14 protein-coding genes are annotated in these 12,239 nt (G+C 70.8%); 13 read left to right on the top strand and 1 reads right to left on the bottom strand.

The window, feature by feature from the left end:
• Window positions 1-9 precede the first annotated feature (9 nt).
• The 8 genes from EV186_RS18595 (at window position 10) to EV186_RS18560 (ending at window position 7,310) form a co-directional block, all read left to right on the top strand.
• Window positions 10-747 (top strand): ribonuclease HII, encoded by a 738-nt coding sequence (locus tag EV186_RS18595; RefSeq protein WP_243754135.1) that lies wholly within the window; start codon window positions 10-12, stop codon window positions 745-747.
• The gene (locus EV186_RS18590) at window positions 744-1,067 is read left to right on the top strand and encodes a DUF2469 domain-containing protein (protein ID WP_133850591.1); all 324 of its coding nucleotides are present in this window, start codon (window positions 744-746) and stop codon (window positions 1,065-1,067) included. The genes EV186_RS18595 and EV186_RS18590 overlap by 4 nt, the downstream gene beginning before the upstream one ends.
• A 117-nt stretch (window positions 1,068-1,184) precedes the next feature.
• Window positions 1,185-1,550 (top strand): YraN family protein, encoded by a 366-nt coding sequence (locus EV186_RS18585; RefSeq protein WP_133850590.1) that lies wholly within the window; start codon window positions 1,185-1,187, stop codon window positions 1,548-1,550.
• Window positions 1,551-1,967: 417 nt separating this feature from the next.
• Window positions 1,968-3,482 (top strand): YifB family Mg chelatase-like AAA ATPase, encoded by a 1,515-nt coding sequence (locus tag EV186_RS18580; protein ID WP_133850589.1) that lies wholly within the window; start codon window positions 1,968-1,970, stop codon window positions 3,480-3,482.
• A gap of 382 nt (window positions 3,483-3,864) precedes the next feature.
• The gene (gene dprA / locus EV186_RS18575) at window positions 3,865-5,007 is read left to right on the top strand and encodes a DNA-processing protein DprA (RefSeq protein ID WP_341815146.1); all 1,143 of its coding nucleotides are present in this window, start codon (window positions 3,865-3,867) and stop codon (window positions 5,005-5,007) included.
• Entirely contained in the window at window positions 5,004-5,216 is a 213-nt protein-coding gene (locus tag EV186_RS18570; RefSeq protein ID WP_133850588.1) for a hypothetical protein, read from the top strand. Before dprA ends, EV186_RS18570 begins: the two co-directional genes overlap by 4 nt.
• 233 nt (window positions 5,217-5,449) lie before the next feature.
• Window positions 5,450-6,433, top strand: coding sequence for a tyrosine recombinase XerC (locus tag EV186_RS18565; RefSeq protein WP_133850587.1), 984 nt, complete (start codon window positions 5,450-5,452; stop codon window positions 6,431-6,433).
• Window positions 6,405-7,310, top strand: coding sequence for a FliA/WhiG family RNA polymerase sigma factor (locus EV186_RS18560; RefSeq protein WP_133850586.1), 906 nt, complete (start codon window positions 6,405-6,407; stop codon window positions 7,308-7,310). The genes EV186_RS18565 and EV186_RS18560 overlap by 29 nt, the downstream gene beginning before the upstream one ends.
• Window positions 7,311-7,316: 6 nt before the next feature.
• Here EV186_RS18560 and EV186_RS18555 read toward each other — a convergent pair whose 3' ends face one another.
• Window positions 7,317-7,817: a M23 family metallopeptidase gene (locus EV186_RS18555; RefSeq protein ID WP_133850585.1), complete on the bottom strand. Its 501-nt coding sequence runs from the start codon at window positions 7,815-7,817 to the stop codon at window positions 7,317-7,319.
• A gap of 360 nt (window positions 7,818-8,177) precedes the next feature.
• Between EV186_RS18555 and rpsB the strand changes: the two genes are divergently transcribed.
• The 5 genes from rpsB (at window position 8,178) to EV186_RS18530 (ending at window position 12,203) form a co-directional block, all read left to right on the top strand.
• Window positions 8,178-9,011, top strand: a complete 834-nt coding sequence (gene rpsB / locus EV186_RS18550; RefSeq protein ID WP_133850584.1) for a 30S ribosomal protein S2 — start codon at window positions 8,178-8,180, stop codon at window positions 9,009-9,011.
• Between the two features lie 45 nt (window positions 9,012-9,056).
• Window positions 9,057-9,872: a translation elongation factor Ts gene (tsf, locus tag EV186_RS18545; RefSeq protein ID WP_133850583.1), complete on the top strand. Its 816-nt coding sequence runs from the start codon at window positions 9,057-9,059 to the stop codon at window positions 9,870-9,872.
• A gap of 103 nt (window positions 9,873-9,975) precedes the next feature.
• Window positions 9,976-10,719, top strand: coding sequence for a UMP kinase (gene pyrH, locus EV186_RS18540; RefSeq protein WP_133850582.1), 744 nt, complete (start codon window positions 9,976-9,978; stop codon window positions 10,717-10,719).
• Window positions 10,716-11,273 carry a ribosome recycling factor gene (gene frr, locus EV186_RS18535; protein ID WP_133850581.1) on the top strand — a complete coding sequence of 186 codons (558 nt, stop codon included), beginning with the start codon at window positions 10,716-10,718 and terminating at the stop codon, window positions 11,271-11,273. The genes pyrH and frr overlap by 4 nt, the downstream gene beginning before the upstream one ends.
• A 48-nt stretch (window positions 11,274-11,321) precedes the next feature.
• Window positions 11,322-12,203 carry a phosphatidate cytidylyltransferase gene (locus EV186_RS18530; RefSeq protein WP_133850580.1) on the top strand — a complete coding sequence of 294 codons (882 nt, stop codon included), beginning with the start codon at window positions 11,322-11,324 and terminating at the stop codon, window positions 12,201-12,203.
• The last annotated feature ends 36 nt before the right edge of the window (window positions 12,204-12,239 follow it).

Here is a 12,239-nt window from a genome sequence, read left to right as displayed (position 1 = left end):
CGCGTTCCGGTGCGGCGCGACGCGGGGACGTGGGCGTACCAGTCGGCGCTGGAGCGGCGCGGCCTCGGGCCGGTCGCCGGCGTGGACGAGGCGGGCCGTGGCGCTTGTGCCGGGCCGTTGGTCGTGGCCTCGTGCGTGCTGCGCCCGGGCGATGCGGGCCGCTTCGCCGACCTGACCGACTCGAAGCTGCTCAACCCGCAGGCCCGCGAGGAGATGTACTACAAGGTCCTCGCGCGGGCCGCGGACTTCGCGATCGTCGTGGTGCCCACCGAGGAGGTGGACCGGCGCGGCGTGCACCAGGCCAACGTCGAGGGCATGCGCCGTGCGGTGGCCCGACTCGAGCACCACCCCGGCTACGTGCTGACCGACGGCTTCCGGGTGACCGGGTTCGGCGCGCCGACCATGCCGGTGGTCAAGGGCGACCTCGCGGTCGCCTGCATCGCGGCGGCGTCCGTGCTGGCGAAGGTGACCCGCGACCGCATCATGGGAGGGCTCCACGACGAGTGGCCGATGTACGGCTTCGACGAGCACAAGGGCTACATCACGCCGACGCACCGCGCGGCGTTACGCGCGCACGGGCCCAGCGATGTGCACAGGTGGTCGTTCGTGACCGTGCAGTCCGCTGGGCTCGCCCACGGTAAACGTGCGCCACATCGGGTGGCGTTGAGTGTGGCGGCGGCCGACGTGGTCCAGAATGGTGGGTCCCCGCAGGAAGCGGGTCAGGCAGGAGGAGCGCGCACGCGATGAGTGCGGAGGATCTCGAGAAGTACGAGACCGAGATGGAGTTGTCGCTGTACCGCGAGTACCGCGACATCGTCGGGCAGTTCTCGTACGTGGTGGAGACCGAACGGCGCTTTTACCTGGCGAACGCCGTGGACGTGCAGGTCAGGGACGCGGACGGCGAGGTGTACTTCGACGTCCGGATGTCGGACGCGTGGGTCTGGGACATGTACCGGCCCGCGCGGTTCGTCAAGAACGTCCGTGTGATCACGTTCAAGGACGTCAACGTGGAAGAGCTGGACAAACCGGACCTGCGCCTACCCGACGACGGGCCCTTCCCAGGCTGAGTTATCCACAGCCACCCAACTATCCACAGATCCACCATCACCACCCCCACACCCCGCCGATCTCCGGCAAAGTCGTAACCGGACCACCCACTCCGAAACGACTTCCAAGGGGGACTCATGGGGATCAAGCTCGACCACCGGGACCTGGGCCGGCGCGGCGAATGGCTCGCTGAGCGCTACCTGCGCAAGCACGGCCTGAAGGTGCTGGGCCGCAACTGGCGCTGCCCCGCGGGCGAACTGGACCTGATCGCCACCGACGGCAAACGCCTCATCTTCTGCGAGGTCAAGACCCGCGGCGGCACCGGCTACGGGGCGCCCGCGGAGGCGGTGACCGAGGACAAGGCCCGCCGCATCCGCCGCCTGGCCCGCCTGTGGCGCGATGCCAGCCGCAGCCCGTTGCAGGACAGCAGGTACGACATCATCTCGGTGCTCTGGCCACCGGGCGGTGTGCCCCGCATCGAGCACCTGGCAGGTGCGTTCTGATGCGCTGGTACCGCCCTGCCTGTCCGGTGCCCGCATTGCTGGGTGCCGCCCTCCCGCTCTCCGCGCGGGTAGCTCGTCGCCCTGGCCCACCGCCTCCGCGCCGGCGCCGCCGAGCTGCCTGGTCTGTCGCTCTGACTGGCGTGGGCGGGACCGTCGTCGAGGTGGAGGCCGACAAGGGCCTCCCGTTCTCGGAGCGGATGGTTCGCCGCCCCCGTCAGCCGCGTTCGGCCGTGGCCTGTCGCGCTGAGGGGGAGACGTGATGGCTCGCGGTCGTACCTGGTCCGTCGCTCTGACTGGCTTGGGCGGGACCCTCGGCGAGGTGGAGGCCGACAAGAGTCTCCCGCTCTCGGAGCGGGTGGCTTGCCGCCTCGGGCAGCTGTGTTCGGCCTTGGGCTGTCGTGCTGAGGGGGTGGGGTGATGGCTCTGGCTCGTGCCTGGTCTGTCGCCCTGATCGGCGTGGACGGGACCGTCGTCGAGGTGGAGGCCGACATCGGCGCGGGCACGCCCGCCGTGCACATCGTCGGCCTGCCGGACGCGGCACTCCGGGAAGCCAAGGACCGCGTGCGTGCCGCCGTGCGCAACAGCGGCCGCAGCTGGCCGGACAAGAGCATCACGCTGGGCCTGTCCCCGGCGACCCTGCCCAAGCTGGGCGCCGGCTACGACCTGGCGTTGGCTTGCAGCGCCCTGGTCGCCGCCGGAGCTGCACCCGGTGAGCGCCTGGCCAACACGGTGCTGCTCGGCGAACTGGCCCTGGACGGCCGCGTGCGGCACGTGCGAGGCGTCCTGCCGGGCCTGCTGGCCGCCCGCCGCGCCGGGCTGACCCGTGCCGTGGTGCCGACCTCCGCGCTCGCCGAGGCGTCCTTGGTCACCGGCGTCGAGGCCGTCGGTGCCGAGCGCCTCGACGAGGTCCTGCGGTGGCTGGACGGCGAAGACGACGCCCTGCAGCAGCCGGGGGAGTACGTTCCGGCCGACCCACCGCGGGTGGACGACCTGGCCGACGTCGTGGGTCAGCCCGAAGCCCGGTGGGCGCTGGAGGTCGCCGCCGCCGGCGGCCACCACCTCCTGCTGGTCGGCCCGCCGGGCACCGGCAAGACCATGCTGGCCCGCCGATTGCCGGGCCTGTTGCCGATGCTGTCGATGGAGCAGTCGTTGTCGGTCACCGCCGTGCACTCGGTGGCGGGCATGCTGACCCCGGACGCGCCGCTGATCACGGTCCCGCCCTTCATGGCCCCACACCACTCGACGTCGGTGCCGGCCCTGGTCGGCGGCGGCGTGGGCATCGCCAAACCGGGCGCGATCAGCCGCGCACACCTCGGCATCCTGTTCCTCGACGAAGCCTGCGAGCTGGGGCCGCACAAGCTGGAGGCCCTGCGCACCGCGCTGGAAGAAGGCGAAGTCCGCATCGCCAGACGCGATGGCGTCACCTGCTACCCGGCGCGCTTCCAGTTGGTCCTGGCCACCAACCCGTGCCCATGCGCGCCGCCCCGAGACCGCGACTGCACCTGCACCCCGGACGCCCGCCGGCGCTACGCGGCCCGTTTGTCCGGGCCGTTGCTGGACCGCGTGGACATCCGCGTCCGAACCAGGCCGATCACGGCCATGTCGGGCGTCGAGGTCAACCCACCGGAGTCGACGGCCGCCGTCCGCGCGCGGGTCCTGGCCGCCCGTGAACGAGCCGCCGCTCGTTGGGCGGATCGAGGCTGGCGCACCAACGCCGAGGTTCCAGGCCCAGTCCTGCGTCGCGAATACGCCTTGCCCGACAAGGCAACCGCGCTGCTGGACCGCGGTCTCAACGCGGGCGCCGTCACCGCCCGAGGCGCCGACCGCTGCCTGCGAGTCGCCTGGACCCTGAGCGACCTGGCCGGTGCCGCCCGCCCCACCGCCGACCACGTTTCCGCCGCCCTCGAATTCCGCGACCGCCGAGTCGCCTAACCCCGAACACCACACACCCACTCAGGCCGGTCGACTCCCGGCCCGCCCACCTATGCCTTTGTTTCCTTTGCCACAGAACGGAATCCCGCCATGCACAACCTCCTCACCCTGCCGCCCGCGCCCACGGCCCACAACGACTCCACAGCCATGCCGTCCTCGCTCATCGAGCGAGACCGCCCGCCGCTGGAGCTCACGCTCACCGCGCAGGCGTCGAATTTCCGTTGCCCAACACGGAAATCGTCCATGACCACGGCTTTATCCGCCGCCGCATCCAGTCCTCGTTTCCCTGTCCCACCCACACGGAGAAGTCCATGACCACCGAACCAACCGCACCCTTTCCGGCCTGGCCCCGTCCGAAGCGCGTCGCGAGCAGAGGTGCGTCGTGACGGTTGATCTCACCGACGTTCGCAACGCGCGGGCGTACCTGATGCGCGTGGTCGAACCACCCGCCCCGGCCCTCGCCGCTTTGGTCGACAAGCTCGGCCCGGTCGAGGCGGCCGATCGGGTGCGCAGCGGCCACGTCCCGGATTGCGTCGACGCCGAAACCTCCGCACGCCGCGAACAGGACCTCGTCGCCAATGACTTCGCCCTCGCCGAAGGGGTCGGTGCCCGGCTGGTGATCCCCGAAGATCCCGAGTGGCCCGCCTGGCCGCTGCTCCCGCTCGCGCAGGCCACTCTCGAGCGCCACCGCTGCGGGCTCCCGCTGGGCCTCTGGGCCCGCGGCCCGGTTCCGCTCAACGAGGCCCTCGACCGCGCGGTGTCCGTGGTCGGCGCTCGCGCGGCGACCGGTTATGGCGCCGAGATCGCCGCCGAATTCGGGCACGGGCTCGCCAACGCCGGCATGACCGTGGTCAGCGGCGCGGCCAACGGCATCGACGGCGCGGCGCACCGCGGAGCGCTCGCGGCACGGGGACCCACGGTCGCCGTGCTCGCCTGCGGTGTGACGATCAACTACCCGGCGAGCAACAGCAGCCTGATCGACGCGATCGCCGAGCGCGGCCTCGTGCTCAGCGAGTACGCACCAGGCGTTCCGCCTGGGCGCCACCGCTTCCTCGTGCGCAACCGGCTGATCGCCTGCCTCGGTGCCGGCACGGTGGTCGTCGAGGCCAATCTGCGCAGCGGTGCTCGTAACACCGCGGCCACGGCCGCCGCGCTGGGCCGGGTCGTGCTCGCGGTGCCCGGACCGATCACGTCCGCCATGTCGGCGGGGTGCCACGAGCTGCTGCGCACCGGGCAGGCCGTCGCCGTCACGTCGGTCAAGGAGATCGTCGACTCGTGTGGTCCGCTCGACGCCTCGCCCGACGATCGCGATCGCGGTGAGGCACGGGTCACCGACGCCCTCGCGCCCGAAGCACTGCGCGCGTTCGAGGCGTTGAGCATCCGCACCGGCCGCAGCCCGGAGCACGTCGCGCTGGCCTCGGGCATCCCGTTGCCGCGCATTCGGTCGCTGTTGCCGGAACTCGAACTCACCGGCTTCGCCGCGCGCGTCGAGTCCGGCTGGGTCAGGGCGGTGCCGGCCGGATGAGCAGCCAGCGTCTGCGTGCCAAGCCGGATCCGAGCCGGGCCGCACTCGCCGAAGCCCGCGCCCACGGCTTGCGGCAACGCCAGCGCGCCCGCCTGGGGAACGCCCGCGGTCGTGAACTGACCCATCGGTGCCGCCGCTGCCGCGACGTCATCCGCCTGATCGATTGCGTCGGTCATGCGGAGACCTGCGATGCCGACGAGCCGCCCTAGCCCGGGCCGCGGCGACTGGCCAACGACTGGCAGACGACTGGCAACTGTGTGGCTTCGATTTGGGGGGGCAGATATTGATCAGGTTGCGGTGCAGAGCGGAGTGGGCCGAAGGGCTCAACCTGCGGAGATCCGGTCGGCGGTGTCCGACGGGTCCGGCTGGCGGCCCCAACCGGAGGCGCGGCGCACGGTCGTGGTGCTTGACTGGTGCGCTGTGGTGACGCAGCGTAGTAGCCATGGGCTCATCCGTGCGTCGCCCCGGGCGGCGGGTCGATCTTGGTGGCGCGCGACGGCGGCTGCCCGATGCCGTGGGTGCGGTGCTCGACCAGTACGAGCGGCACCTCGCTCTGGAACGCGGGCTCTCCGACCACACAGTGCGTGCGTACCTGGGGGATGTCACCTCGCTCCTGCTGACCGTGTTCGGCCCGGAGCCGGGTCCGGACCGGCGCCTCGACGAGGTCGACCTGGCGGCCCTGCGTGGTTGGCTCGCGGCCCAGCGGTCCGAGGGCGCCAGCCGCACGACGCTGGCTCGCCGGTCGGCGGCGGCCCGCACCTTCACGGCGTGGGCGCACCGGCGGGGTCACCTCGACACCGACCCGGGCGTGCGGCTGGTGGCCCCGCGACCGCACCGGACCCTGCCGGCCGTCCTGCGGCCGGACCAGGCCGAGGCGCTGATGACGGCCGCCAAGTCGGGCGCCGCCGAGCTCGAGCCCGTCGCGCTGCGGGACCAGGCCCTGGTGGAACTGCTGTACGCCACCGGGATCCGGGTCTCCGAGCTGTGCGGCCTGGACATCGACGACCTCGACATGGGGCGCCGGGTGCTCCGCGTGCTCGGCAAGGGCAACAAGGAGCGGACCGTGCCGTTCGGGGCGCCCGCGGCGACCGCCGTCGACGCCTGGCTCGAGCACGGGCGCCCGCACCTGGCCGTCGAAGGCTCCGGTTCGGCGCTGCTGCTGGGTGCGCGAGGCCGGCGGCTCGACCCGAGAACCGCGCGACGGGTGGTCCACGACGCCGTGGCCGCGGTGCCGCAGGCGGCCGACATGGGGCCGCACGGCCTGCGCCACAGCGCGGCCACGCACCTGCTGGAAGGTGGCGCTGACCTTCGTAGCGTCCAGGAGCTACTCGGTCACGCTACGCTCGCTACTACGCAGCTCTACACTCACGTGACCGTCGAACGGCTGAAGGCGATCCATGACCGAACCCACCCCCGTTCCCGATGACCTCGGGGGAGGTTCACGTACCGTGACGACGACCTCCTCGCGGGTACAAAACAACGGGTGGTCCGCGCCGTACGGCGCCGGCCAGCCGAGCGGGGTGCTGCCCGGCGACCACCGGACGGCGGACGACGTCGAAGCCGGCATCGTCGCCTTGTGGCGGGACTTCGGCAACAACCGCGAGCAGCGCTACCGCGACCGCCTAGTGCTGCACTACGCGCCGCTCGTCAAGTACGTCGCCGGCCGGGTCGGCACGGGTCTGCCCGCGCACGTCGACGTGGCCGACCTGGTGCAGTCGGGGATCTTCGGCCTCGTCGACGCGATCGAGAAGTTCGAGCCCGAGCGCGGCCTCAAGTTCGAGACCTACGCCATGCAGCGCATCCGGGGCGCGATCCTCGACGACCTGCGCTCGCAGGACTGGGTCCCGCGCTCGGTGCGCGGCCGCGCCCGCGAGGTCGAGCGGGCCCTCGAACGCCTCGGCGGTCAGCTGCAGCGCACCCCGAGCGACGCCGAGGTGGCCCGCGAGCTCGGCCTGCCGGTGTCCGACCTGCACGAGGTCTACGCCCAGCTGCAGCTCACCAGCGTGGTCGCGCTGGACGAGCTCGCCGCCGCCGGGCGCGGCGTGACCTCGCTGGCCGAGACCCTGCCGGACGAGGGTGCCGACGACCCGGTCGCGCTGCTGGTCGACAAGGACAACCGGCGCCAGCTCGCCGAGGCCATCGGGCGGCTCGCGGAGCGCGACCGCATCGTCGTGACCCTGTACTACTTCGAGAACCTGACCCTCGCCGAGATCGGCAAGGTCCTCGGGGTCACCGAGTCGCGCGTGTGCCAGCTGCACACCCGCGCGGTGCTGCGGCTGCGCGCCAAGCTGGTCGAGAGCTGACCAGCGTCAAGCGTCGCCCGGGTCCCAGGGTTTCAGGCGGACGCGGGTGACCTGCACATAGCTCAACGGGTTCACGTACGCGCCGTTGAGCAACGCGCCCCAGTGCAGGCACGCCGCCGCGCTGCAGCCCGGGTGACCGGCACGCAGCACGCCGATCTGCTGGCCCCGGTAGACCTGGGCACCCGTGGTCACTGACGCGGCCACGGGCTCGTACGTGGTCCGCAAGCCACCGTCGTGGTCGATGGAGACCACCGGGATCCCCGCGACCAGGCCCGCGTAGACGACCACGCCGGCGTCCGCGGCGAGCACCGGTGTCCCCACCGCGGCGGCCAGATCGACACCGCGGTGGCCGCGGCCGTAGGGCGTGTCGGGCGGCTCGTAGCCCCGCACCACGGCGTGCGGCGGGGCCAGTGGCCAGCTGAAACGCGCAGGCGTCGGGTCGGCTTGGGCGGGCAGGGCCATCAGGGTGGCGAGGGTGACGGCGATGGCGGTGATGAGGGTTCGCATGGGTTCCAGGGTGCTGGGTGGACCGGGGGTCCGGCGGCCATGGAGCCGGATCTGTGGATAACCGGGTGCCTGTGGACAACTCGGCGGTGGAGGCCGTGCGACCTGCGTCGAAGAGAGCGCGTAGACTGCCATCGCGGCCCGTGGCGACACGGGACGACTTCGCGTGCCACCGCACAACGGCTCCGGTTCAGCTCGCCGGACCGTGCACGGCATCCCGCGGTCCTGCCGGCGATCCAGCCGGCGGGTTGGGAAGCCGGCGGTGCCACCAGGGCGGCGGCCACCCGGTCCGCCGCGACAACCGAACTGCCGGCCGGTGCGGACGCCCGGACGGCCAGACACGAAGAAGGTGCGAATCCGGCCATGGCCGTCGTCACCATGAAGCAGCTGCTCGACAGCGGCGTGCACTTCGGGCACCAGACCCGCCGGTGGAACCCGAAGATGAAGCGCTACATCTTCACCGAGCGCAACGGCATCTACATCATCGACCTGCAGCAGACGCTGACCTACATCGACCGGGCTTACGAGTTCGTCAAGGAGACGGTCGCGCACGGTGGGTCGATCCTGTTCGTCGGCACGAAGAAGCAGGCGCAGGAGGCCATCGCCAACGAGGCCAAGCGCGTCGGCATGCCGTACGTGAACCAGCGCTGGCTGGGCGGCATGCTCACCAACTTCTCGACCGTGCACAAGCGCCTCCAGCGGCTCAAGGAGCTCGAGTCGATGGAGCAGACCGGCGGCTTCCAGGGTCTCACCAAGAAGGAGATCCTGATGCTGACCCGTGAGAAGGACAAGCTGGAGCGCACCCTGGGCGGTATCCGCGACATGGCGAAGGTCCCCTCCGCCGTGTGGATCGTGGACACCAAGAAGGAGCACATCGCCGTCGGCGAGGCGCGCAAGCTGAACATCCCGGTCGTCGCGATCCTCGACACCAACTGCGACCCAGACGAGGTCGACTACCCGATCCCGGGCAACGACGACGCGATCCGCTCCGCCGCGCTGCTGACCAAGGTCGTCGCCGAGGCGGCTGCCGCTGGTCTGATCGCCCGCTCCGGCGCGCGTGGCAACAACGCGCCCGAGGGCCAGGACAAGCCCGAGCCCGGCGTGGACGCCGAGCCGCTGCCCGAGTGGGAGCGCGAGCTGCTGGTCAACGCCTCCGCGGGTCCCGCCGAAGGCGAGCAGCCGCAGGCCCAGGCCTGAGTCCCTGATCGCGCCAGAAACCCAGTAAGGACGGAAAACCGCACGATGGCGAACTACACCGCGGCCGACGTCAAGCGTCTCCGCGAGATGACCGGCGCCGGCATGATGGACTGCAAGAAGGCCCTCGAGGAGTCGGACGGCGACTTCGACAAGGCCATCGAGATCCTGCGCATCAAGGGCGCCAAGGATGTCGGCAAGCGCGCCGAGCGCGCCACGGCGAACGGCCTCGTCGTCGCCGATGGTGGCGTCATGGTCGAGCTCAACTGCGAGACCGACTTCGTCGCCAAGAACGCCGACTTCCAGGCCCTCGCCGACCGGATCGTGGCCGTGGCCAAGGAGAACAAGACCGCCGACGCGGAGGCCCTGAAGGCGGCTCCGCTCGACGGCAAGACCGTGGCCGAGGTCGTGGCCGAGAACAGCGCCAAGATCGGCGAGAAGCTCGAGCTGCGCCGTGCCGTCGACTTCGACGGCACGGTGGCCACGTACCTGCACCGCAAGGCTTCGGACCTGCCCCCGTCGGTCGGCGTGCTCGTCGAGTACACCGGCGACAACGCCGAGGCGGCCCGTGGCATCGCGATGCAGATCGCGGCCATGAAGCCCCGCTACGTCACCCGTGACGAGGTCCCCGAGGAGACCGTGGCCAACGAGCGCCGCATCGCCGAGGAGACCGCTCGCGAGGAGGGCAAGCCGGAGCAGGCCCTGCCCAAGATCGTCGAGGGCCGGGTCAACGGCTTCTTCAAGGACGTCGTGCTGCTGGAGCAGGCCTCCGTGGTCGAGTCCAAGAAGACCGTGAAGGCGATCCTGGAAGACGCCGGGATCACCGTCACCCGGTTCGCGCGTTTCGAGGTCGGCCAGGCCTGATCGCTTCGAGAAGAGCGACAACTAGGATCGTGCCCCGTCCCCGTCGAAACCCGCCGGGGACGGGGCGCGGTCGTGTTCAGGCCGAAAAACTAGGGGAGTACCGGTGAGCTGGGACGACGGGCGCGACGGCTACCGAAGGGTGCTGCTCAAGCTGGGCGGCGAGATGTTCGGCGGTGGTGCGGTCGGCGTGGATCCCGACGTCGTGCAGGCCGTCGCACGCCAGATCTCCGATGTGGTGCGGTCCGGCACGCAGGTCGCGGTGGTGATCGGTGGCGGCAACTTCTTCCGCGGCGCCGAGCTCTCCCAGCGCGGCATGGACCGCGACCGCGCCGACTACATGGCGATGCTGGGCACGGTCATGAACTGCCTGGCGCTGCAGGACTTCCTCGAGCGGGTGCACCACATCGACACCCGGGTGCAGACCGCGATCACGATGGGCCAGGTCGCCGAGCCCTACATCCCGCGGCGCGCCGAGCGCCACCTTGAGAAGGGTCGCGTGGTCATCTTCGGCGGCGGGGTCGGCATGCCCTACTTCTCCACCGACACGGCCGCCGCGCAGCGCGCGCTGGAGATCGGCTGTGACGTCGTTCTGATGGCCAAGGCCGTGGACGGTGTCTACACCGCCGACCCGCGGATCGACCCGACGGCCGAGATGTACGAGCGGATCACCCACCGCGAGGTGCTCGAGCGCGACCTCAAGGTCGCCGACGCCACCGCGTTCAGCTTGTGCATGGACAACAACATGCCGATCATCGTGTTCAACCTGCTCACCGAGGGCAACATCGCGCGGGCGGTGCGTGGTGAGAAGATCGGGACCCTGGTCAGTACGCCGAAGGAGCAGTCGTGATCGACGAGACACTCTTCGAAGCCGAAGAGAAGATGGAAAAGGCCGTGTCGGTTGCGAAGGACGACCTGATGGCCGTGCGCACCGGCCGCGCGACGCCGGGCATGTTCTCGCGCATCGTCGTGGACTACTACGGGTCGCCGACGCCGATGAACCAGCTCTCCAGCGTGAGCATTCCCGAGGCGCGGATGGCGGTCATCAAGCCCTACGACGCCAGCCAGCTGCAGGCCATCGAGAAGGCGATCCGCGACTCCGACCTCGGCGTGAACCCCAGCAACGACGGCAACATCATCCGCGTGGTCATCCCGCAGCTGTCCGAGGAACGCCGCCGCGACATGGTGAAGGTGGCCAAGGGCAAGGGTGAGGACGCCAAGATCACCATCCGCAACATCCGCCGCAAGGCCAAGGAAGAGCTGGACCGGCTGGTCAAGGACGGCGAGTCCGGTGAGGACGACGTGATGCGCGCGGAGAAGGAACTCCAACACCTCACCGACAAGTACGTCGCCGCGGTCGACGAGCTGGTCAAGCACAAGGAAACCGAGCTGCTCGAGGTCTGAGGAGATCCCGTGGTCTCCGGCCCGCTCGGAGAAGTCGACGATGACACCGTGGAAGACGAAGTGACGCAGGACGGCCCGGCCGACCCGCCGACGACGGAGAAGCCGCCCGCGGCCAAGGCGTCCAAGGCCGGCCGCAACTTGCCCGCCGCCATCGGCGTGGGCGTGGTGCTGGGCGCGGCCGTGCTGGTGTCGCTGCTCCTCGTGCGGCACGTGTTCATCGGCATCGTCGCCGTGGCCGTCGCCGTCGGCACGTTCGAACTGGCGGGCGCGCTCAAGCGGGGCGCCGGCATCAACGTCGCGTTGATCCCGTTGCTGGTCGGCGGTCAGGCGATCGTGTGGCTGTCGTGGCCGTTCGGCCGGGACGGCACCATCGCGGCGCTCGTGGTCACCGTGCTGGTGTGCTTCGTGTGGCGTTTCCGCGGTGGCATCGACGGCTACCTGCGTGATGTCAGCGCGTCCATGCTCACCGCGGTCTACGTGCCGCTCTTCGCGTCGTTCGCCGCGCTGCTGGTGATGCCGCACGACGGCGCGCAGCGCGTGCTGTGCTTCATGATCCTGGTGGTCTGCTCGGACACCGGGGGCTACATCGCCGGCGTGCTCTTCGGCAAGCACCCCATGTCGCCGACCATCAGCCCGAAGAAGTCCTGGGAGGGCTTCGCGGGGTCGATGCTCACCGGCATGGTCGGCGGCGCGTTGTCGGTGTGGCTGCTGCTCGACGGGCACTGGCTGCTCGGCGCGGCGCTCGGGGCGGCCCTGGTGCTCACCGCGACCGTCGGCGACCTGATCGAGTCGCTGATCAAGCGCGACCTCGGCATCAAGGACATGGGTAACCTGCTGCCCGGGCACGGCGGCCTGATGGATCGCCTGGACTCCCTGCTGCCCTCGGCCGTCGTGGCGTTCCTGCTGCTGACCTGGTTCGTCCCGGTCTGAGCGACGAGCCGCCGGCCCCACGGAGTCGACGGCTCG

The sequence above is a fragment of the Labedaea rhizosphaerae genome (genome assembly GCF_004362825.1).
Lineage (GTDB): Bacteria > Actinomycetota > Actinomycetes > Mycobacteriales > Pseudonocardiaceae > Labedaea > Labedaea rhizosphaerae.
The sequence above is the reverse complement of the archived record's forward strand: the minus strand, read 5'-3'. Positions and strand labels throughout refer to the sequence as shown.